This is a genomic window from Pseudomonas cedrina subsp. cedrina, assembly GCF_001983175.1.
Lineage (GTDB): Bacteria > Pseudomonadota > Gammaproteobacteria > Pseudomonadales > Pseudomonadaceae > Aquipseudomonas > Aquipseudomonas cedrina.
This window is the reverse complement of record NZ_MNPW01000009.1, coordinates 1-21,582: the sequence shown is the minus strand read 5'-3', so window position 1 is coordinate 21,582 and position 21,582 is coordinate 1. Positions and strand designations below refer to the sequence as shown.

At 61.4% G+C, this 21,582-nt stretch carries 15 protein-coding genes and 1 pseudogene; 10 read left to right on the top strand and 6 right to left on the bottom strand.

The features are described 5' to 3' along the window. Positions 1-37: 37 nt before the first annotated feature. The 5 genes and pseudogenes from BLL36_RS19140 to aqpZ all read left to right on the top strand — a co-directional run bounded on the left by BLL36_RS19140 (position 38) and on the right by aqpZ (position 4,688). A complete protein-coding gene (locus BLL36_RS19140) occupies positions 38-961 on the top strand; it encodes a LysR family transcriptional regulator (RefSeq protein ID WP_076952900.1) in 924 nt (307 codons plus the stop codon). Between the two features lie 3 nt (positions 962-964). Next, positions 965-1,194 (top strand): annotated as a pseudogene (locus BLL36_RS19135) (alpha/beta fold hydrolase); the annotation flags it as partial. 3 nt (positions 1,195-1,197) lie between these two features. After that, the gene (locus BLL36_RS19130) at positions 1,198-1,761 is read left to right on the top strand and encodes a peptidylprolyl isomerase (protein WP_076952899.1); all 564 of its coding nucleotides are present in this window, start codon (positions 1,198-1,200) and stop codon (positions 1,759-1,761) included. Between the two features lie 81 nt (positions 1,762-1,842). Beyond that, positions 1,843-3,675, top strand: a complete 1,833-nt coding sequence (locus tag BLL36_RS19125) for an ABC transporter ATP-binding protein (protein WP_076952898.1) — start codon at positions 1,843-1,845, stop codon at positions 3,673-3,675. Between the two features lie 311 nt (positions 3,676-3,986). Beyond that, positions 3,987-4,688, top strand: coding sequence for an aquaporin Z (aqpZ, locus tag BLL36_RS19120; RefSeq protein ID WP_076952897.1), 702 nt, complete (start codon positions 3,987-3,989; stop codon positions 4,686-4,688). A gap of 155 nt (positions 4,689-4,843) precedes the next feature. Here the strand turns inward: aqpZ and BLL36_RS19115 are convergent, their stop codons facing one another. Beyond that, complete coding sequence (locus tag BLL36_RS19115; RefSeq protein WP_076952896.1) at positions 4,844-5,989, bottom strand: GNAT family N-acetyltransferase; 1,146 nt, start codon at positions 5,987-5,989, stop codon at positions 4,844-4,846. Positions 5,990-6,273: 284 nt separating this feature from the next. On the opposite strand from BLL36_RS19115, the gene BLL36_RS19110 reads away from it, so the two are divergent. Then, positions 6,274-7,626 carry a putative porin gene (locus tag BLL36_RS19110; RefSeq protein WP_076952895.1) on the top strand — a complete coding sequence of 451 codons (1,353 nt, stop codon included), beginning with the start codon at positions 6,274-6,276 and terminating at the stop codon, positions 7,624-7,626. 107 nt (positions 7,627-7,733) lie between these two features. Here BLL36_RS19110 and BLL36_RS19105 read toward each other — a convergent pair whose 3' ends face one another. The 4 genes from BLL36_RS19105 to hrpA form a co-directional block, all read right to left on the bottom strand. Next, positions 7,734-7,979 carry an anti-sigma factor family protein gene (locus BLL36_RS19105; RefSeq protein WP_076952894.1) on the bottom strand — a complete coding sequence of 82 codons (246 nt, stop codon included), beginning with the start codon at positions 7,977-7,979 and terminating at the stop codon, positions 7,734-7,736. Continuing rightward, complete coding sequence (locus BLL36_RS19100) at positions 7,973-8,587, bottom strand: RNA polymerase sigma factor (RefSeq protein ID WP_076952893.1); 615 nt, start codon at positions 8,585-8,587, stop codon at positions 7,973-7,975. The genes BLL36_RS19105 and BLL36_RS19100 overlap by 7 nt, the downstream gene beginning before the upstream one ends. A gap of 155 nt (positions 8,588-8,742) precedes the next feature. After that, positions 8,743-9,864, bottom strand: a complete 1,122-nt coding sequence (locus BLL36_RS19095) for a beta-ketoacyl-ACP synthase III (RefSeq protein WP_076952892.1) — start codon at positions 9,862-9,864, stop codon at positions 8,743-8,745. Positions 9,865-10,249: 385 nt separating this feature from the next. Continuing rightward, positions 10,250-14,161: an ATP-dependent RNA helicase HrpA gene (gene hrpA, locus BLL36_RS19090; protein ID WP_076952891.1), complete on the bottom strand. Its 3,912-nt coding sequence runs from the start codon at positions 14,159-14,161 to the stop codon at positions 10,250-10,252. Between the two features lie 306 nt (positions 14,162-14,467). Between hrpA and BLL36_RS19085 the strand changes: the two genes are divergently transcribed. Both BLL36_RS19085 and BLL36_RS19080 read left to right on the top strand, forming a co-directional pair. Beyond that, entirely contained in the window at positions 14,468-15,184 is a 717-nt protein-coding gene (locus BLL36_RS19085; RefSeq protein WP_076952890.1) for a hypothetical protein, read from the top strand. Between the two features lie 50 nt (positions 15,185-15,234). After that, a complete protein-coding gene (locus BLL36_RS19080) occupies positions 15,235-16,473 on the top strand; it encodes a hypothetical protein (RefSeq protein ID WP_076952889.1) in 1,239 nt (412 codons plus the stop codon). 108 nt (positions 16,474-16,581) lie between these two features. Here BLL36_RS19080 and aceK read toward each other — a convergent pair whose 3' ends face one another. Beyond that, positions 16,582-18,294, bottom strand: a complete 1,713-nt coding sequence (gene aceK, locus BLL36_RS19075) for a bifunctional isocitrate dehydrogenase kinase/phosphatase (RefSeq protein ID WP_076952888.1) — start codon at positions 18,292-18,294, stop codon at positions 16,582-16,584. A gap of 121 nt (positions 18,295-18,415) precedes the next feature. Here aceK and BLL36_RS19070 point away from each other — a divergent pair, with 121 nt between their 5' ends. Beyond that, on the top strand, positions 18,416-19,300 hold the full coding sequence (locus BLL36_RS19070; protein ID WP_076952887.1) for a DMT family transporter: 885 nt from the start codon (positions 18,416-18,418) through the stop codon (positions 19,298-19,300). A 108-nt stretch (positions 19,301-19,408) separates the two neighbouring features. Continuing rightward, positions 19,409-20,974 carry a methyl-accepting chemotaxis protein gene (locus BLL36_RS19065; RefSeq protein ID WP_076952886.1) on the top strand — a complete coding sequence of 522 codons (1,566 nt, stop codon included), beginning with the start codon at positions 19,409-19,411 and terminating at the stop codon, positions 20,972-20,974. Positions 20,975-21,582: the final 608 nt, after the last annotated feature.

Below are 21,582 nucleotides of genomic sequence, written 5' to 3'. Positions count from 1 at the left end.
AATAAGGACCGTCAGCTTAGGACAAGAGGAACCCATCTTGAAAGCGCCCCGCGTTACCCTCGATCAATGGCGCACGCTGCAAGCCGTGGTCGACCATGGCGGCTTCGCCCAGGCGGCCGAAGCGTTGCACCGTTCGCAGTCCTCGGTGAGCTATACCGTGGCCCGCATGCAGGACCAGCTCGGCGTACCGCTGCTGCGCATCGACGGGCGCAAGGCCGTGCTCACCGACGCCGGTGAAGTGCTGTTGCGCCGTTCCCGGCAACTGGTGAAAAACGCCAGCCAACTGGAAGACCTCGCCCATCACATGGAACAGGGCTGGGAAGCCGAAGTACGCCTGGTGGTGGACGCCGCCTACCCCAATGCGCGCCTGGTACGCGCCCTGACCGCCTTCATGCCGCAGAGCCGCGGCTGCCGGGTGCGCCTGCGTGAAGAGGTGCTGTCCGGCGTCGAAGAGTTGTTGATCGAAGGCGTGGCGGACCTGGCGATCTGCGGCTTCAGCATCCCCGGCTACCTGGGCACTGAAATGAGCGATGTGGAATTCGTCGCCGTGGCCCATCCCGAACACGCCCTGCACCGCATGAATCGCGAGCTGAGCTTCCAGGACCTGGAAAGCCAGATGCAAGTGGTGATCCGCGACTCCGGCCGCCAGCAACCGCGTGATGTGGGTTGGCTCGGCGCCGAACAGCGCTGGACCGTCGGCAGCCTGGCCACCGCCGCCTCCTTCGTGGGCAGCGGCCTGGGCTTTGCCTGGTTGCCCCGGCACATGATCGAACGCGAACTCGCCGAAGGCGTACTCAAGCAGCTACCCTTGGAACAGGGCGGCAGCCGTCACCCCACGTTCTACCTGTATTCGAACAAGGACAAACCCTTGGGGCCGGCGACGCAGATCCTCGTGGAGCTGCTGCGCACCTTTGACACCGCCCCGCTGGATGCGCCTTTCGCCGCGCCCCGGCAAGCCTGAAACGGGTGGGGCGTGCAGGAACGACTTTGGCGGATGACCTGTCCAACCCTGGTCATCGGCGCCGACCACGACTACCCCCCGTGGCGCACAAGGAAAACTGTGTAAAACTGCTGCCCGATGCGCGACTGGTGGTGATCAAAATTCCCGCCACGCCCTTGGACCAACCCGAGGTCTTTAACGCTACCCTGCTCGACATGCTAAAGACCGTCGACACCACTACCCAGGATCACTGACCCATGCTGAAAAAAATCGCCTTCTTTGCCGGTTCCGTACTGTTCGCCGCCAACCTGATGGCCGCCGAGCCCGCCAAGGCGCCTCATGTATTGATCTCCACCACCAATGGCGACATCGAAATCGAACTGGACCCGGTCAAGGCGCCGATCAGTACCAAGAATTTCCTGGCCTATGTCGACAAGGGTTTCTACACCAACACGATTTTCCACCGCGTGATTCCAGGCTTCATGGTCCAGGGTGGCGGGTTCACCCAGCAGATGTCGCAGAAGCCGACCGAAGCACCGATCAAGAACGAAGCCAGCAACGGCCTGCATAACGTGCGCGGCACCTTGTCCATGGCGCGCACCAACGACCCGAACTCGGCCACCAGCCAGTTCTTTATCAACGTGGCTGACAATGCCTTCCTCGACCCGGGCCGCGATGCCGGTTACGCGGTATTCGCCAAAGTGGTCAAGGGCATGGATGTGGTGGATGTGATCGTCAACTCGCAGACCACCACCAAGCAAGGCATGCAGAACGTGCCAATCGATCCTGTGTACATCAAGTCGGCCAAGCGCATCGACTGAGGTAACAGGTAGTCTCGCGCGCGGCCCACAAGGCTGCGCGCGCATTTGAAAGGAGAGCCCGCCAGTCGGGCGTCAAACCTGATGTTCTATCGCCGTTTTGAACACCTGATCGATATTTTCCGCGACGCCCCAAGCGAAGCACCGCCCGATAAAGTCCTGCCCTTCTACCTCTACTACCTGCGCCAGGTGTGGCCGTGTTTTGCCGCGCTGCTGGTGGTGGGCCTGGTCGGTGCGCTGATCGAGGTCGCACTGTTCAGCTACCTGAGCCGCATCATCGACCTGGCCCAGGGCACGCCGCCCGCGAATTTCTTCCAGGTGCACAGCACCGAGCTGATCTGGATGGCCGTGGTCGCCCTGCTGCTGCGCCCGATTTTCAACGGCCTGCATGACTTGCTGGTGCACCAGACCATCAACCCCGGCATGACCAGCCTGATCCGCTGGCAGAACCACAGCTATGTGCTCAAGCAGAGCCTGAATTTCTTCCAGAATGACTTCGCCGGGCGCATCGCCCAACGCATCATGCAAACCGGCAACTCGTTGCGTGATTCCGCGGTGGCAACGGCTGAGGCCATCTGGCACGTGTCGATCTATGCCATCACCTCGCTGGTGTTGTTTGCCGAGGCCGACTGGCGGCTGATGATTCCGTTGATCACCTGGATCGTCTGCTACTGCCTGGCCTTGCGTTACTTCGTGCCACGGGTCAAGGAGCGTTCGGTGATCTCCTCCGAAGCGCGCTCCAAACTCATGGGGCGCATCGTCGACGGCTACACCAACATCACCACCTTGAAGCTGTTTGCCCATACCCAGAGTGAGCAGGAATACGCCAAGGAAGCGATTGTCGAGCAAACCGAAAAAACCCAATTGGCCGCGCGCGTGCTCACCAGCATGGATGCGGTCATCACCATCCTGAACGGCCTGCTGATCGTCACCACCACCGGCCTGGCCCTGTGGCTGTGGACGCAGTCGCTGATCTCCGTAGGCGCCATTGCCCTCGCCACCGGCCTGGTGATTCGCATCGTCAACATGTCCGGCTGGATCATGTGGGTGGTCAACGGTATTTTCGAGAACATCGGCATCGTGCAGGATGGCCTCAAGACCATCGCGCAGCCGCTGGCGGTGGTCGACCGCGCCAACGCCCCGCGCCTGACGGTGCCCCATGGCCTCGTGCGCTTCGAGCAGGTGGATTTCCACTACGGCAAGCAGAGCGGGATCATTGGCGGCCTGAACCTCGAGATCAAGGCTGGGGAAAAGATCGGCCTGATCGGCCCGTCCGGTGCGGGCAAGTCGACCTTGGTCAATTTGCTGCTGCGCCTCTATGACCTGCAGGGCGGACGCATCCTGATCGACGGCCAGAACATCGCCGAAGTCGCCCAGGAAAGCCTGCGCGAGCAGATCGGCATGATCACCCAGGATACGTCGCTGCTGCACCGTTCGATCCGCGACAACCTGCTGTACGGCAAGCCCGACGCCACGGACGAGCAACTCATGGCCGCCGTGCACAAGGCTCGCGCCGATGAATTCATCCCGCTGCTGTCGGACGCCGAAGGCCGCACCGGGCTGGACGCACATGTGGGCGAGCGCGGGGTGAAACTCTCCGGGGGCCAGCGCCAACGTATCGCCATCGCCCGTGTGCTGCTCAAGGACGCGCCGATTCTGATCATGGACGAAGCCACTTCGGCGCTGGACTCGGAAGTGGAAGCGGCGATCCAGGAAAGCCTGGAGACCCTGATGCAGGGCAAGACGGTGATCGCAATTGCGCACCGGCTGTCGACCATCGCGCGCATGGACCGCCTGGTGGTGCTGGAGAAAGGCCGGATTGCCGAGAGCGGCAGCCATGCCGAGTTGCTGGCCCATGGCGGGTTGTATGCGCGATTGTGGCAGCATCAGACCGGGGGCTTCGTCGGCATCGACTGACAAATTCCGGGAGTGCACACATTCCAAATGTGGGAGCGGGCTTGCTCGCGAATGCTGGGTATCAGTCGATATATCGGGTGATTGACACTCCGCATTCGCGAGCAAGCCCGCTCTCACACTTGACCGCTTCAATCAGCATAATTTGCATCAAGCCCCCCGCGCCAAAGACCCCTGGCATCTCTGGTGCCCCTGGATTTGTACCAAAAGCCTGCTGTAATTCAGTGCAGTGCCCAGACGGGCGCTGAAGTAAATCTGCAGGGAGCATCACTGATTTACTGATTCGGTAGAGCGATCTATCAAGGACGTGTGGCATGTCTTTGTTCAAGCGTTCAGTCACAGAGGGGTTAGGAACGTTTTGGCTGGTGTTGGGCGGGTGCGGGAGTGCGGTATTGGCCGCAGCGTTTCCCGCAGTCGGAATAGGGTTGTTGGGTGTGTCCCTGGCGTTCGGGCTCACGGTGCTGACCATGGCCTTCGCTATCGGGCATATCAGCGGTTGTCACCTCAACCCGGCGGTGTCGGTGGGGCTGGTCGTGGGCGGAAGGTTTCCGGCCAGGGAGTTACCGGCCTATGTCGTGGCGCAGGTCATCGGCGGCACATTCGCCGCTGCGCTGTTGTATTTCATTGCCAGCGACAAACCTGGGTTCGAACTGGCCTCGGGCCTGGCGTCCAACGGTTATGGGCTGCATTCGCCCGGCGGTTATTCGATGGCGGCGGGGTTTGTCAGTGAACTGGTGATGACCGCGATGTTTGTAGTGATCATCCTCGGCGCCACCGACCGCCGTGCCCCGCCGGGCCTCGCGCCCATCGCCATCGGCCTGGCGCTGACCCTCATCCACCTGATCTCCATTCCCGTGACCAACACCTCGGTCAACCCGGCCCGCAGTACCGGCCCGGCACTGATCGTCGGCGGGTGGGCGATCCAGCAATTGTGGATGTTCTGGCTCGCGCCACTCCTCGGCGCGGTAATCGGCGGGTTCGGCTATCGATGGCTGGGCAAGGAGGGGTCGAGCTGAAGCAACATGTTGTCCTTTGTAGTGAGCGGGCTTGCCCCGCGCTGGGCGGCGAAGCGGCCCCAATAAACACACCGCCGCCTCCAGATAGAACCGGGTCGCCTGGTTTGGGGCGGCTTCGCCGCCCAGCGCGGGACAAGCCTGCTCACTACAATCACTTACCGGTTATCGAAACCTGTATTTGACTGCCGATACGGCAGCGCTGCCCTCGCCTCTTCCGCGTACGCCAAAATCCCCACCCGCTCGCGCTCGAGGAAATCCTCCACGGCGTTCTTCAACCCCGGATGGCGCAGGTAGTGCCAGGAGCGCGTAATCACCGGCTCAAAACCGCGTATCAACTTGTGCTCGCCCTGGGCCCCCGCGTCGAAGCGTTGCACGCCGTGGGCGATGGCGTAGTCCATGCCCTGGTAGAAGCAGGTTTCGAAATGCAGGCGGTCGAATTCCGCCAGGCAGCCCCAATAGCGGCCATAGAAACTGTCGCCGCCGATCAGGCTGAACGCCATGGCCACCGGGCGGGTACCTTGCTTGGCCAGCACCACGCGAATCGCTTCGGGCATGCGCTCGGCCAGCAGGCTGAAAAAGGCGCGGGTCAGGTAGGGCGCCTGGCGGCGCACTGCATAGGTGTTGGCGTAGCAGGCGTAGACAAAATCCCACTGCGCTTCGCTCAGTTCATGGCCTTGCAACCATTCGAACTCGATGCCCTGCCCAGCGACCTGTTCGCGTTCCTTGCGCATCTGTTTGCGCTTGCGTGAGCTCAAGGCATCGAGGAAATCCTGGAAGTCGCGATAGCCACGGTTCTGCCAGTGAAACTGACAGCCGAGGCGCTGCAACCAGCCCGGTTGTTGCGCCAGTGCATCATCGGCCAAGCCATCGGTGAAGTTGATATGGGCACTGGAAAGCCCTTCTATTTCCAGGTAGCCCGGCAAGCTTTTCAGCAGTTCGAAACCGTCGTCAGCAGTGGCTGCCAACAAGCGCGGCCCGGTGACCGGGCTGAACGGCACGGCCGTCAGCAACTTGGGGTAATAATCGATGCCGGCCCGCTCACAGGCATCGGCCCAGCCGTGATCGAACACGTACTCCCCGTAGGAATGCCACTTGCGATAACCGGGCAGCGCCGCAAGCAGCCGATCGCCTTCCCAGTGCAACAAATGCTCCGGCTGCCAGCCCGACTGCGGCCCCAGGCTGGCGCTGTCTTCCAGCGCGCTCAGGAAGGCATGCCGCACGAACGGCTGGCCCTGCGGCAGCAGCGCATCCCAGGCTTGCGGGGTGATCTCGGACAGGCTATCCAGGCGTTGCAACGGCATTGGCATCCTCACTGGTTCAGGGGCGTGAAAGCTTCGCGAGTATCGCTGATCGCCGGACTTCGCACACCCCCGTTTCGCGCGACAAGGCTCTGGTTCGATAGTTCCAGCCAAGCCAAATTGTCATGTAGATGACATCACTTAGCCACCGCTGCGTCATAAACCGTCGCGATACTGACGCCTGTTTTTAGAGCGCCTGGTTCTAGCAGGTGGTTATTTTTTCCGTCCGTCATCGGTCGGTTGTGTCCTGGATGGTTTGCCATCCCTCCTCACTTTCGGAGATTGATATGCGTCTTGCTTCCACTAAAACTGCGGCGGTCCTGTGCGGCGGCCTGTTACTGGCCCTGAGCGTTCCGGCCAGCGCCGCAGTCGACGCTAAATTGCTCGACATGCTCAAGGCCAACGGCCAGATCACCGCGGCGCAGTACACTGAACTGCAAAGCGAGTTGGCCAAGGACCAGAAAGAACAGCAGATCGCACGGCAAGCTCAACAAGAGACCAACGAACAGATCGCGGCCACCGCGAAGAAAACCAACGAGCTGAGCAGCTTCGACCAGAAGCTGGCCTGGGCCGCCAAGACCCAGCTCAAGGGTGATGTGCGCTTTCGTCATGAGACCATCAAGATCGACGGCACCCCCAACAATGGCGGCAAAGACAAGGACCGTGAACGTATTCGTGCCCGTCTGGGCGCGTTTACCGAAATCAACTCGCAAGTCGATACCGGCATCCGCGTCGCCACCGGCAGCAGCGACGATGCTCGTTCCACCAACCAGGACTTGGACGGCTACTTCAACAAGAAGTCGATCTGGCTGGACCTGGGCTACATCGACTACCACCCGACCCAAATCAAGAACCTGCACGTGATCGGCGGCAAGATGTTGCAGCCTTGGGTCAGCATGGCCGACGTGATCTGGGACAGCGATATCAACCCGGAAGGTCTGGCCCTGACCTATAAATACCCGCTGGGCAGCAGCGCCGAGCTGTTCGGCAGCCTGGGTAACTACAGCCTCAAGGACAATGTCAACGGCGACGGCGTGCAGTTTCGCAACGACCTGCGCATGACGGCTGGCCAGTTGGGCTCGCGCTTCTCACTGACCGACAACCTGAAACTGACCTTGGGCGGCAGCGTCTACGCGTTCCAGAACGACGAAGACAGCCGTTGCCCGACCGCCACCGGCACCACGCCAGGCTGCCTGACCCCAAGCGAAACCGTCGCCAATACCACCGCCGGCAATGCCAGCGAATACCGCCTGTACGAAGGCTTCAGCCAAGTCGATATCGGCGGCCTGGCGGTACCGTTGTCGTTCTACGGCCAGTACGTGCAGAACACCAAAGCCACGGACAAAGACAAGGACACCGCCTGGTTGCTCGGCGCCAAATCCAAGGTGTTCGGCTTGAACCTGGACTACAACTACCGCGACGTACAGCGCTACGCAGTGGTCGGCGCCTTCACGGATTCGGACTTCGCCGGCGGCTTCACCGGTGCACGTGGTCACAAGTTCAAGGTCGGTTACGACATCGACAAGAACTTCGCCATCGGCGCCACCTACTTCCTGACCAAGGCAGACTACGCCAGCGCCACCGGCTATCGCGATGCCAACGCCAATACCCTTCAGCTGGATGCAGAAGCCAAGTTCTAACCTTCAGTGTTGAACGCCTCGGGCCAGGACGGCCCGGGGTGGCTGCAACAGTCTTGCGTGGGTGGATCGGTCCCCATCATCCGTCCGTTCCACCTGCGCGAGCCTGCCTATTCCCCGCCTTTGCGGTGCTTGAGCCGTTCTTCAGCCAACCGTTGCGCCAAGGCATCCACCCCCTCTACCGGTTCATCCGGCATGATCTTCAGCGTCGCCTGCATCAGGCGCATCTGGCGGATAAACCGTCGGCAGTTCGGGCAGAACACCAAGTGATGACGCACCAGCAGACGCTCGCGAAAGGTCAATTGCCCATCGAGATAGTCACTGGAGAGTGCCACTTGTTCTTTGCAGGTCAACATTCGCCCGTTTCCTCAAAATGCTCCACCGTGGCGAAGACTTTAAGCCGCGCTCGATGCAATAACACCCGCACATTGGACAGCGAGAGCGTGAGCAGATTACAAATCTCTTCCAGCTCCAGGTCCTGGCGTTCACGCAGCACCAGCACGCTGCTCTGTAACTGCGACAAACTCAGCAACGTATGCTCCAGGCACTTGCGCAGTTCATCCTCGGTCAGCAAGGCTTCCGGGGTGTCCTGGTGCCAGGCGTAAGGGGCGACAGCCCAATGGCCATCGTCGGGTGCGAAGCGATCGTCACCAATAGTGCCGTGCGGTGAGGGCAAGTCGTCGAGCAACACTTCGCGACGATTCTGCTTGTAGCGCCCCTTGGCGGCGTTGGCGGTGATGGTCAACAGCCAGGTCTTGAGGCTGGAACGCCCTTCGAACCTGGCCAGGTTGCGCACCACCGAAAGCCACGCATCCTGCACGACTTCATCGGCGTGGCGCTGGCCGACAATGGCATAGGCCACGGCACGCATGGCGCTCTGGTATTGGGTGACCAATTCCTTGTAGGCCCGTTGCTCACCCTTGAGCAGCCGTTCAAGCAGGTGCGCGTCGTCCGCTGCTGCCATTGTCTACCTCGAATCTCTGCAACTCTATCGCTGTGGGAGCTGGCTTGCCTGCGATGCAGACACCTCGGTCATTCAGGTGCACCGAGTAGACGCTATCGCAGCGATGCGGCGACCCGACAAGCCAGCTCCCACATTGACCGCATTTTGCCGTGGGATCAGCGCTTACGCAGGATCACGCTGCCAATCGAATAGCCCGCGCCAAACGAGCTGAGCACCGCCACGCTACCCTTGGGCAAATCGTCCTGGTAGGTGTGAAACGCAATCACTGAACCCGCCGAGCTGGTATTGGCGTAGGTATCGAGGATCACCGGGGCTTCTTCCACGGTGGCTTCGCGGCCCAGCAATTTCTTTACGATCAGGTGGTTCATGCTCAGGTTGGCCTGGTGCAGCCAGAAGCGCTTTACATCGGTCACGTCCAGCTGGTTTTCCTGCAAATGCACGCCGATCAATTCGGCAACCATCGGGCAGACGTCACGGAACACCTTGCGGCCTTCCTGCACGAACAGCTTGTCGGGCGCGCCGATGCCTTCTTCCGCCGCGCGGTTAAGGAAGCCAAAGTTGTTACGGATGTTGTTGGAGAACTTGGTCAGCAGCTTGGTGCTCACCACGTCGAACTGATGCTCGGAGGTCGCCAGGTCGGCGCGCTCCAGGATCACCGCAGTGGCCGCGTCGCCAAAGATGAAATGGCTGTCGCGATCGCGGAAGTTCAGGTGCCCGGTGCAGACCTCGGGGTTGACCATCAGGATCGCCCGCGCCTGGCCCAGCTGGATGCTGTTGGCGGCGTTCTGGATGCCGAAGGTCGCCGAGGAACAGGCCACGTTCATGTCAAAACCGAAACCCTCGATGCCCAGGGCTTCCTGGACTTCAATGGCGATGGCCGGGTAGGCGCGCTGCAGGTTGGAACAGGCGACGATCACGCCGTCGATATCGGCGGCGGTCTTGCCGGCGCGTTGCAGCGCTTGCTCGGCGGCGCCGACGGCCATCTGGCAAAGCACCGACCATTCGTCGTTGCTGCGCTCGGGCAGGCGTGGGGCCATGCGCCGGGGGTCGAGAATGCCGTCCTTGTCCATCACGAAGCGGCTCTTGATGCCCGAGGCTTTCTCGATGAAGGCTGCACTGGATTCGGTCAGCGCCTGCACCTCACCGCGCTCGATGGCGGCGGCGTTGTCGCTGTTGAACTGTTGCACGTAAGCATTGAAAGACTGCACCAGCTCTTCGTTGGAGATGCTGTTGGCCGGGGTGTACAGGCCAGTGCCGCTGATGACGACGTTATGCACGGTCGTTCCTCTAGAAATCTGTCAGGCAGAAGATATTGGTACCGTCGTACCAAACTTTATGTAGTCCGATTCCGCACCGCGGGCACCAAACCGGCTTCGCTTTATTCCATCACGTCGCAGCCCTTCACGACGATCAAGGCATTTATAGCGACGAAGTTTGCCACAAAGCCTGGGATTTGGCGCGATATCCCCATAAACACCCTATTTGTAGAAGCCGGGAGATGCACAATCATTGTAGTGAGCGGGCTTGCCCCGCGCTGGGTGGCGAAGCCGCCCCAAAACCAGGCGCCTGAGTTCTGTCTGGAAGAATGCGTTGTTCTGGATTGGGGCGGCTTCGCCACCCAGCGCGGGGCGAGCCCGCTCACTACAGGGGGACAGGCAGGTCTCAGGGCTCTACCTGACTCCACTGCTTGCTCAGGCGCTTGTCGGAGATCGGCACTTTGGTGCCCAATTGCTGGCCAAACAGCGACACGCGATATTCTTCCAGCCACCAGCGGTAAAGCTCCAGCTGGGGATCGCGCTTGCCTTCCTGGGTGTGTTTTTTCAGGCGGGTTTCGTACTGCGTCCAAAGACCGCTGAGTTCGCTGCTCCATACCCGGTCCTTTTGCACCTGGCTGGGCAGTTTCTCCAGGCGCAGTTCAATGGCCTTGAGGTAACGCGGCAATTCCTTGAACCACTGCGCCGGGGTTTCGCGCACGAACCCTGGGTACACCAGGTTGCCCAGTTGCTGCTTGATGTCGTTCAGGGCCACGGCCTGGGCGAGGTCGATCTTGCCCTTGAAGCGTTTTTGCAGGCCGTGCCACAGTTTCAGCACCTCCAGGGTCAGGCGCGCCAGGCGTTCGGCCTGTTCAGTCCATCCGCCACGTTTACGCTCGGCCAGCGCCGCCAGGCCGGCACCGTCGCGCGGCAGGCTGGCTTCGCCTTCGAGCACGCAGGTGTCGAGGCTGGCCAACAGGATATCTTCGACCAATGCATCGATGCGGCCCAATTCGCGGTACATCAGGCCCAGTTCCGTCAGCCCCGGCAATTTGCCGCGCAGAAATTTCGCGGGTTCCGCCAATTGCTGCATGAGCAAGCGCTGCAACGCGCGACGGTGCTGGAACTCCGCTTCCGCCGCCGTCGAGAAACGCCCTTCCTTGACCGTGCCGTTTTCTTCCACCAGCGCCGGGTACACCGTCATCGACAGCCCGGCGATTTTCTGCTGGGTCTTTTCCGCCACCGGCGCAAATACCTTGGCTTGCACCGGCTGTTGGCTCTTCGCGGTTTGCGGCACGGCCAACGCGGCCTGGCTGGCTTGGGCAAAGCGTGCCGTCAGCTCGGCCAGGTCACGGCCTTCGCCAAGGAACTTGCCCTGGCCGTCGACCACTTCCAGATTCATCTTCAAGTGGTTTTCCACCTGCTGCGCGGCCTCGGCCCAGGCTTCATCGCTGACCCGCGCGCCGGTCATGCGCAGCAGTTCTCGGCCCAGCGCCTGGGGCAGCGAACCCTGGCCGAATTCGATACGTTGCAGCGCCGCCTTGACGAAGTCCGGCACCGGCACGAAGTTCTTGCGCAGGGCCTTGGGCAGGTTGCGCACCAGGGCAATGCACTTGGCTTCGATCACCCCCGGTACCAGCCATTCCAGACGCTCCGGCGGCAAGGCCGGCAGCAGCGGCGCCGGCACGCGCAGGGTCACGCCGTCGCGCGGGTGGTTGGGTTCGAAGTGGTAACTCAAGGCCAGCTCCAGGTCGCCCAGGTGCAGGGTGTCCGGGTAATGCGCGGCGGTGACTTCACTGGCCTCGCGGGCCAGCACGTCTTCTTCGCGCATGATCAGCAGTTGCGGGTCTTTCTGGCTGTTGACCTTGTACCAGCTGTCGAAGGTGGCGGTCTGGTGAATTTCCGCAGGCAGGCGCGCATCGTAGAAGGCATACAAGGTTTCTTCGTCCGCCAGGATGTCGCGGCGGCGCGCCTTGGCTTCCAACTCGTCGAGCTGTTCCAGCAGTTGCTGGTTGGCCGTGAGGCACTTGGCGCGGGACTGGATCTCGCCACGCACCAGGCCTTCGCGGATAAACAGCTCGCGCGACACCACCGGATCAATCGGCCCGTAATGCACCGGCCGGCGCCCGACCACGATCAGGCCGAACAGGGTGATTTGCTCAAACGCCACGACTTGCCCGCGCTTCTTCTCCCAGTGCGGCTCGAAGTGGTTCTTCTTGATCAGGTGCCCGGCCAAAGGCTCGATCCAGTCGGCGTCGATCTTGGCCACCATGCGCGCATACAGCTTGGTGGTTTCCACAAGTTCGGCGGTCATCAGCCATTGCGGGCGTTTCTTGCCGATGCCCGACGAGGGGTGAATCCAGAAGCGGCGCTGGCGCGCGCCCAGGTAGTCGCCGTCCTCGGTCTTCTGGCCGATCTGGCTGAGCAAGCCGGACAACACCGCCTTGTGCAATTTCGGGAAGTCCGCAGGCTCCTTGTTGATCGTCAACTGCATATCGCGGCAGATCAGGCTCAACTGGCGATGGGAATCGCGCCACTCGCGCAAACGCAAGTAATTGAGGAAATTCTTGCGGCACCAGTTGCGCAGCGGGCTGGCAGTGAGTGCCTGGCGCTGTTCTTCAAAGCCGCGCCATAGGTTGACCAGCCCGGCGAAATCCGAGTCCGCGTCTTTCCACTGTGCGTGGGCCTGGTCGGCTGCCTGCTGACGCTCCGGCGGACGTTCGCGCGGGTCCTGGATCGACATGGCGCTGGCGACGATCAGCACTTCCTGCAAACTGCCAAGCTTGGCGGCTTCCAGCAGCATGCGGCCCATGCGCGGGTCGACCGGCAGGCGCGCCAGCTGACGGCCCAGCGGGGTGAGCTGACTGTTGCGGTCCACCGCCGAGAGTTCTTGCAACAGATTGAAACCGTCGCTGATGGCCTTGCCATCCGGCGGTTCGATAAACGGGAAATCGGTGATCTCGCCGAGGCGCAGGTGCAGCATCTGCAGGATCACGGCGGCGAGGTTGGTGCGCAGGATCTCCGGGTCGGTAAATTCCGGGCGGCCGATAAAGTCTTCTTCGCTGTACAAGCGGATGCAGATACCCGGCTCGACCCGGCCGCAACGGCCTTTACGCTGGTTGGCGCTGGCCTGGGAAATCGCCTCGATCGGCAGCCGCTGCACCTTGGCGCGGTAGCTGTAGCGGCTGATGCGCGCGGTGCCGCTGTCGATCACGTAGCGAATGCCCGGCACGGTCAGCGAGGTTTCCGCGACGTTGGTCGCCAGCACCACACGCCGGCCCGGGTGGGACTGGAAGATGCGCTGCTGCTCGGCCGGCGACAGGCGTGCATACAGCGGCAGGATTTCGGTGTGCTTGAGCTGGGCCTTGCGCAGCATCTCAGCGGCGTCGCGAATCTCGCGCTCGCCCGGCAAAAACACCAGCACATCGCCAGGGCTGCGCCGCTCGCTGCGCTCATAGGCGGCGATTTCATCCAGGGTGGCGAGGATCGCCTGGTCGACCGTCAAGTCATCCTCGACGCGGTTGCCCTCCTCGTCCTGCTCCAGGGTCAGCGGGCGGTACCAGGTGTCCACCGGGAAGGTGCGCCCCGAGACCTCGACGATCGGCGCATCGTCGAAGTGCTTGGAAAAGCGCTCCAGGTCGATGGTGGCCGAGGTGATGATGACTTTGAGGTCCGGACGGCGCGGCAGCAGGGTTTTCAGGTAGCCCAGCAGGAAGTCGATGTTCAGGCTGCGTTCGTGGGCTTCGTCGACGATGATCGTGTCGTAGCGTTCCAGGTAGCGATCATTTTGGGTTTCCGCCAGCAGGATGCCGTCGGTCATCAGCTTGATCAGCGTGTTGGAATCGCTCTGGTCTTCGAAGCGCACTTGATAGCCGACCAGCGCGCCCAGCGGCGTGGCCAGTTCTTCTGCAACCCGGCTGGCGACGCTGCGCGCAGCGATCCGGCGCGGTTGGGTGTGGCCGATCAGACCGAACTGGCCACGGCCGATTTCCAGGCAGATCTTCGGCAACTGAGTGGTTTTACCCGAGCCAGTTTCGCCGGCAATGATCAGCACCTGATGCTTGTTCAGCGCCGCTTTGATCTCATCGCGCTTGGCTGCGATCGGCAGGCTGTCGTCGTAACGGATCACCGGCAGGCTGGCCCGCCGCGCCGTGACCTGCGCGCACGATGCCTGCATGCGCGCCACCCACTGCGCCAACTTGCCCTCGTCGGGCTTCTTGCGCAGCTCGAGCAACTGCCGGCGCAAGCGCTGGCGGTCGGCGAGCATGGCGTGATCGAGGGTTTTGAGCAGTTGGTCGATGGTGGGCGCTTGGTCGGTCATCAGGTACGCAAAGGTCTTTAATAGGGCAGGCGAGCCTGCGGTGACGTGATGGTAGGCGGCAATTGTCGCAGATTTCTGCCCTTGTAAACGAGGCAAGCCCTTTCATCACCGCAACACGGCCGTTTCATACGATTGCAGCAGGCTATTTTGAGCACGATGGGGGCATCCCAGCCCACACCTATGTTCGACTTTTCACACGGGGCTATCAGAACTCTCCATATGGCTTGGCCTCGATCCAGCGCGCTCTACTGCGGCATGCGACGACACCCGCATTTCGACCAACGCTGCTCGCCAAGGAAAAAGCTCATGCCCACGCCCACTGTTGATTCGCCCTTTCTCCCAACCACATGGACCTTGCACACGGCCCCCGCTTACACGCAAGAGCATGACCCTGCTCTGGAGCAGCGCGCTCGTGCTGCCCAGACCTACTTCGACGCGCTGCAAATGTACGCTGAAGACACACACCCGGACTCGGTGAGGCAGCTCGAATCACAACGACCTGAATCGCTCCCGCCCACCTACTGGCAAGCCATGGACAGCACCAGCCCGCTGCCCGAACATGACGCAAACGACGAGCAAGTCGCAGAGGATGCACCGAGCTTTTCCCCTCATTTGTCAGGCACCGCGTTGGCCCAGGCCATGAAGCACGTGGACCGCCTCGACCACCTGCTCGACAAGGGCGAACAACTGGGCACGCTACTGATGGAGCGTGGTCAAGAGGCGGGAACCTCGATCGACGTGGCGACCGTCGTGGCGCTCTGCCGCAAGATAGAACGGCTCAGGTCTTCCTGGGCCAATGGCGCTTTTGCCGGGTCATCGCAGCTAGGCACTCAATTGGCCGGCCAGTGTGTTCCTGTTCCGCGAGCATTGAAGGAGAACGATCTAAAAGCAGCGATAGACGAGCTATGGAATGTGGCAAAAACCGAATACCGAGGCATTTACCAGCCTGACCCGCTGAACGCAGATTCGATTCTGGCACAGGTCTACGTCTTGGCTAAACACTTGAAAGAAGCGCAAATCTGACGCCACTCAAGCCCACGCCGCAGCATTCCCATCGCACCGGAGAAGCCATTATGTTCGGATCCAAACCACTGCCCGCCTACCAACCCGGTGCCACCGTGGGCCGACTGGTCCAGCAGACCCACGTGATCCATGAAACGGTGGTTAACAGTCTGGTGGAGCAAGGGCACCGGCACATGCTCGATAGCTGCCGACGCCTTGAACAGACCTTATCTCGCCCTATCAATCGAATGCCAGACACTGCGCCGCAGGAAAAAGGCCATCAACTTCAAGCCTGGATGCACCTTTCACGGATTGACGACGCGCTTGAAACCTTTGACCAGGAAAGCCGCAGACACTTCGCCGTGCAACCGGACGACCGGACAAGCCTGCAAGCCCTCCAGCAACGCTACGAACAACTGACGGCTCGTGTGGAGCAACGCAATGCCCTGCTGGAGCGGCGCGCAGCGTGGACCGCGGCCACTCCGCCACCGCCCAGCGAGTTGGACCCGATAAGCCTTGTCGTCCTGCAGCCCGCCCCCCTGAGCAACCAACTGAGTGGACAGGGCCTGGAACAGGCGGTGAAACATATCAACGTCCTTGAGAAAGAGATTGCCCTGTTGGATAGCCACATCAAGCAACAGCCGCAACCCATCGCTCACGCCGTGGAAGACGCCTTTCTCAGGCAACGCAACGCCATGACCGAGTGTCGCAATGCCTGGGCAACGGGTCGTTTGAAAGGCAGCAGCCAATTCAAATCCACCCTTGGCCTGGTCCCGGAGCGTAAACGCCTGGAGCAGAATCTCGAGCGGCACAAGCAGCTGGCGCCGGTGGAACTGGCACTCCATCGACTGGAACGCACTGTCGAAGCCGCACAGCGCAATGGCCTTGAGGAAAAACTCTCGCCCCAGGCGGTCGATGCCGCGCGGGACGCCCTGGTGAATTTGCGCGCTGCCTGGCACAGCGGAAAGCTTGATGGCAGCTCGATCGAGGGCATGAATCCTGTCCTGGTGCTGACCCCGCCGAACAACCGCCGAATCAAACTGGAATTGGAGGTTATCGAGAAGGGTTTTGTACAACTGGACGCAGTGCCCCGAACGGAACAGGCCGGCAATGCCGAGGATCGCGCGCAGTTCAAGGCACTGATTCATTCCGCTAACAGCGCGCACGTCAAGCAGGCGGCTATCGGCCAACTTAAAGACAGTAATAAACAACGGGCGCTGGTCGCCGAGCTGAATACCGATTTGCGCACTATCTACACCGACCAGAGAAACAACCTGGCTGTTCATCGCATGACCGCTTCGCATCCATAAGGCGAAGGAAGGTGCCTAGGGCTCTCGGATAACAGGCACCCACTTTGGCTGACTGCGCCTTGCAGTCAGTCACTGAGCCATGTCGCTTCTTTCGAGTTCCGGCCTCTCTTAATGGGGAGGGTCCTTGCGCCGATACGGAAACACGTCAATTACTTTCCCCGCGCGAATGGCCTCTTGCAGCCCTTTCCAGTAATCCGCGTTGTACAGCTCGCCGTGCAGTTCATCGAACAGCTTACGCTGGCCGGCATCGGCGAACAGGAACGGCGGGAACTCTTCGGGGAATACGTCCAGCGGGCCGATCGAGTACCAGGGCTCGGAGGCCATTTCGTCTTCGGGGGTACGCGGTGCCGGGATGTGGCGGAAGTTGGCTTCGGTGAGGTAGCAGATTTCATCGTAGTCGTAGAACACCACCCGGCCGTGGCGGGTGACGCCGAAGTTTTTCAGCAGCATGTCGCCGGGGAAGATATTCGCCGCCGCCAGTTGTTTGATCGCCAGGCCGTAATCCTCCAGAGCTTCACGCACCTGGGCCGGGTTGGCGTTCTCGAGGTAGAGGTTGAGCGGGGTCATGCGCCGCTCGGTCCAGCAGTGACGGATCAGCACCGTGTCGCCTTCGACTTCAACGGTGCCGGCGGCGACGTCCAGCAGCTCGGCCAGGCACTCGGGTTCGAACTTGCTCAAGGGAAAACGGAAATCGGCGAACTCCTGGGTATCGGCCATGCGCCCGACCCGGTCGACGCTTTTGACCAGGCGATACTTCTCGATCACCGTGGCACGGTTAACGTTCTTGGAGGGTGAAAACCGGTCCTTGATGATCTTGAACACGGTATTGAAGCCCGGCAGGGTAAACACGCTCATGACCATGCCGCGCACACCGGGCGCCATGATGAATTGATCATCAGTACTGGCCAGGTGGTTGATCAGCGCACGATAGAACTCCGACTTGCCATGCTTGTAGAAACCAATCGAGGTGTACAACTCGGCGATGTGCTTGCCAGGCAGGATGCGCTTGAGAAAGCCGATGAATTCCGCCGGCACCGGCACATCCACCATGAAGTAGGACCGGGTGAATGAAAAGATGATCGACACGTCGGCTTCGTCCGTGATCAGCGCGTCGATCTGGATGCCCTGCCCCTCGCGGTGCAGCAGCGGGATCGCCAGCGGCCATTGTTCGTCACGGGTGTAGAGGCGCCCTACCAGGTAGGCCCCTTTATTGCGGTAGAGCACCGAGGAAAACAACTCGACCTTGAGGTCCGGGTCCTTGCACACCCAGTCCGGCAGGTTTTCCCGCAGCTGGGCTTCGAGGCGGTGCAGGTCGGCTGGCAGGTCGGCGTAGGGTTCGTCGAAGCTGTAATCGGCAAAGATCTGCGCCAGCATCTGCGAGAGGTTCCCGGCGGGCGTATAGGTGCGGGTCTGCGCCGCGCGTGCCCGACGCAGGCTGGGCCGGGTGGTGTGGATGAACATGCAGCCGTCGCTGATCAGGTCATGACTGAACAGGCCGCAGAAGATCGAGTTGTACCAGGTCTCGGAGAGTTCATCGTCCAAGCGCTGGTCGATCAGGCTGATGTAGGCGCTTTTCACCAAGGGCCACGCAGCAATATCGAGTAGTACGACATCATCGAAATGTTCACGCAGACGCGCGGTCACCTCACCGACCTTTTCCTCATAGAGGTTGATCCGCGCCGCCGACGCCGCCTGCCCCTGTTGCCACTGGGCCTTTTCGAAACGCTCGCGAGCGCCATCGGTGATCTGGCGGAAGTGCTCACGGTAATCGTCGAAGCCATCGAGGATCATCCGGGCGACAGCAAGGGCGGCGTGCGACATGCGGGAAACCTCGAACGGGCATCGGGAAGCCCTGAGCTTAGCCAGTGTAGGGGGGGAAGGAGAAGGGTCATTTTTTGTGCGGCCCTGTACACTCGCCGCCTTACTGACCTGGGAGTGTTCCGTGAGACCTGTCGACACCCTGTACTTGTTGGGGCTGGCCGCCATCTGGGGCGCGAGCTTTCTGTTCATGCGCATCATCGCGCCGGAGATCGGCGCTCTGCCTACGGCATTTTTCCGCGTGTCGATTGCCGCCGCCGGGTTGCTGGTGATCCTGGCGATGATGCGGGTAAGCTGGGATTTCCAGGGCAAGTTCAAGACGGTATTGCTGTTGGGGGTGATCAACTCCGGAATTCCGGCGACTATGTATTCGGTGGCCGCCCAAGTGCTGCCGGCCGGCTACTCGGCGATCTTCAACGCGACCACGCCGCTGATGGGCGTACTGATCGGCGGGCTGTTCTTCAGCGAACGCCTCACCCCCTCGAAAATCGCGGGGGTGTGTCTGGGTTTATTCGGCGTGGGCATACTGACCCGCGCCGGGCCGGTGGCGTTTGACCTGGAATTGTTGATGGGCGCATTGGCCTGCCTGCTGGCCACCACCTGTTATGGCTTTGCCGGCTTTCTCGCGCGGCGTTGGCTGGATCAGCGGGGCGGGCTGGACAGCCGCCTTTCGGCGTTGGGCAGCATGCTCGGTGCTACGTTGTTCCTGCTGCCATTGTTTGCTTACAGCGCCATCAGCCATCCCCCCGCCAGTTGGGGTGGATGGCAGGTGTGGACGTCGCTGCTTGGGTTGGGGTTGGTGTGTACGGCGTTTGCGTATGTTTTGTACTTCCGACTGCTCACCGCGATTGGCCCCGTGAGATCGATGACCACCACCTTTCTGATACCGCCGTTTGGGGTGTTGTGGGGTGCGTTGCTGCTGGATGAGCCGTTGTCGATGGCGCATGTGTATGGAGGGGTATTGATTGCCGGAGCGCTGTGGCTGGTGTTGCGGCCTAAAAAACGCTGAGGCCGCCATCACACCGGTGAATGCTGGCGGGCCGATTGTTGCAAAAATAAGTTAAATAAACCCCCGTTCCGGCCGACAACCCTTGAAAGCCTTGCGGATTGAACAATCATGCGTAATAACCAGCCCGTTACCCAGCGCGAACGTACCTTCCCCGCTCAGCAACGGTTGATCTCCACCACAGATGCCAAGGGCGTGATCACCTACTGCAACGACGCGTTTGTCGAGATCAGTGGGTACACCCGCGACGAACTGGTCCGTGCCCCGCACAACCTGGTGCGTCACCCGGATGTTCCGGCCGCGGTGTTCGCGCATATGTGGTCCACGCTCAAACAAGGCTTGCCATGGATGGGCATTGTCAAGAATCGCTGCAAGACCGGTGATCACTATTGGGTTAACGCCTATGTGACGCCGGTCTTCGAAGGCAACCAGGTGGTCGGCTACGAATCGGTGCGCATCAAGCCCTCCGCCGAGCAGATCCGCCGCGCCGAAGCGCTCTACCAGCGCATCAACCAGGGCAAGTCGGCGATCCCCCAGCGGGACAAGTGGCTGCCGGTGTTGCAGGACTGGCTGCCGTTTATCCTGATCAGCCAGCTGAGTTTCATGATCGGCGCCACGCTGACTTCGCAATGGGGCTTTGCCCTGGCGGCGGGGCTGTCGGTGCCGCTCGGCCTGCTGGGCCTGAGCTGGCAACAGCGCGGCCTCAAGCGCCTGTTGCGTCTGGCCGAGCAGACCACCTCCGACCCGCTGATCGCGCAGATGTACACCGACAGCCGTGGTGCCCAGGCGCGGCTGGAGATGTCGATCCTCAGCCAGGAAGCCCGCCTGAAGACTTGCCTGACGCGCCTGCAGGACACCGCCGAACACCTCAACGCCCAGGCCGCGCAGTCCAACACGCTGGCGCATAACAGCTCCAGCGGCCTGGAACGCCAGCGCGTGGAAACCGAACAGGTGGCCACCGCGGTCAACCAGATGGCGGCCACCACCCAGGAAGTCGCCAGCCATGTGCAGCGTACCGCCGATGCGACCCAGGAGGCCAACCGCCTGACGGGCCGCGGCCGCGATATCGCCGGGGAAACCCGCGAGGCGATCCAGCGCCTGTCGGTTGCGGTGGGTGAGACCGGCGTGACCGTGACTCAACTGGCCAAGGACAGCGATGAAATCGGCGGCGTGGTTGACGTGATCAAAGGCATTGCCGACCAGACCAACCTGCTGGCGCTCAACGCCGCGATTGAAGCGGCGCGTGCCGGCGAGATGGGCCGCGGCTTTGCCGTGGTCGCTGACGAAGTGCGTCAACTGGCGCAACGCACCGCCGAATCGACCGGGCAGATCCATGCCCTGATCGCCAAGCTGCAGCAGACGGCTGCCGCTGCCGTGCAAACCATGGACGCCGGGCATCGCCAGGCCGAAGAAGGCGTGGCGCGGGTGATGGAAGCAGACCAGGCGCTGGTGGGGATCAGCGAAGCGGTGGCACACATCACCGACATGACCACCCAGATCGCGGCGGCAACCGAAGAGCAAAGCTCGGTGGCCGAAGAGATCAGCCGCAACATCAGCACCATTGCGCTGTTGGCGGACCAGACTTCGGAACAGGCGATGAACTCGGCGCAGTTGAGTGAAGAGCTCACGCATACCGCCAATACCCAGTATTCGCTGGTGGAGCGGTTTAACCGGTAGACCGTTACGGATCGTTCCCACGCTCTGCGTGGGAATGCCTCGTGTGACGCTCTGCTTCACGGTTTCAAGAGCAGACGCGGAGCGTCCAGGGCTGCATTCCCACGCAGAGCGTGGGAACGATCACTGTGGGAGCTGTCGTGCTTTAGCGAGGCTGCGAAAGCGGAGTGTCAGGCGAAAAAAATGCCAGCAGTGCCGCCGCCTTCGCAGCCTCGCTGGGGCTCGACAGCTCCCACATTTTGAACCGAGTTCGACATCAATACCGGTCGGCTCTAAGGCCGCCGCGCTTTGTTTTTGATCTTGATCTGAGGCGCCCCGTTAACCACGCTGGCCGCAATTCGATATTGATTTGGGGGGTAAACCGGCAGGACGCCGGTTTAGCCGCCCCGCGCCATGGATGGCGCGTGGCGGCGGCCCCCCAAATCAATGTCGGATTACGGGCATGCCGAGCCTAGGCGAGGCACCGAGTGGTGGGGCAAGAGCGCTAATGAGATGGTCAGCCCGGCGAGAACCTCAGGTCTAAACTACTGGGGTTCTCACTTTTCTTGAGGAGGCTTTCTCATGAACAGCGTAACGCTTCTAGGCATCGACATTGGCAAGAACAGCTTCCA

Bases quoted from the DNA above. Each gene is read 5' to 3' on its own strand.
- BLL36_RS19130 (WP_076952899.1), top strand. From the start codon at position 1,198: ATGCTGAAAAAAATCGCCTTCTTTGCCGGTTCCGTACTGTTCGCCGCC.
- BLL36_RS19125 (WP_076952898.1), top strand. From the start codon at position 1,843: ATGTTCTATCGCCGTTTTGAACACCTGATCGATATTTTCCGCGACGCC.
- aqpZ (WP_076952897.1), top strand. From the start codon at position 3,987: ATGTCTTTGTTCAAGCGTTCAGTCACAGAGGGGTTAGGAACGTTTTGG.
- BLL36_RS19115 (WP_076952896.1), bottom strand. From the start codon at position 5,989: ATGCCGTTGCAACGCCTGGATAGCCTGTCCGAGATCACCCCGCAAGCC.
- BLL36_RS19110 (WP_076952895.1), top strand. From the start codon at position 6,274: ATGCGTCTTGCTTCCACTAAAACTGCGGCGGTCCTGTGCGGCGGCCTG.
- BLL36_RS19105 (WP_076952894.1), bottom strand. From the start codon at position 7,979: ATGTTGACCTGCAAAGAACAAGTGGCACTCTCCAGTGACTATCTCGAT.
- BLL36_RS19100 (WP_076952893.1), bottom strand. From the start codon at position 8,587: ATGGCAGCAGCGGACGACGCGCACCTGCTTGAACGGCTGCTCAAGGGT.
- hrpA (WP_076952891.1), bottom strand. From the start codon at position 14,161: ATGACCGACCAAGCGCCCACCATCGACCAACTGCTCAAAACCCTCGAT.
- BLL36_RS19085 (WP_076952890.1), top strand. From the start codon at position 14,468: ATGCCCACGCCCACTGTTGATTCGCCCTTTCTCCCAACCACATGGACC.
- BLL36_RS19080 (WP_076952889.1), top strand. From the start codon at position 15,235: ATGTTCGGATCCAAACCACTGCCCGCCTACCAACCCGGTGCCACCGTG.
- aceK (WP_076952888.1), bottom strand. From the start codon at position 18,294: ATGTCGCACGCCGCCCTTGCTGTCGCCCGGATGATCCTCGATGGCTTC.
- BLL36_RS19065 (WP_076952886.1), top strand. From the start codon at position 19,409: ATGCGTAATAACCAGCCCGTTACCCAGCGCGAACGTACCTTCCCCGCT.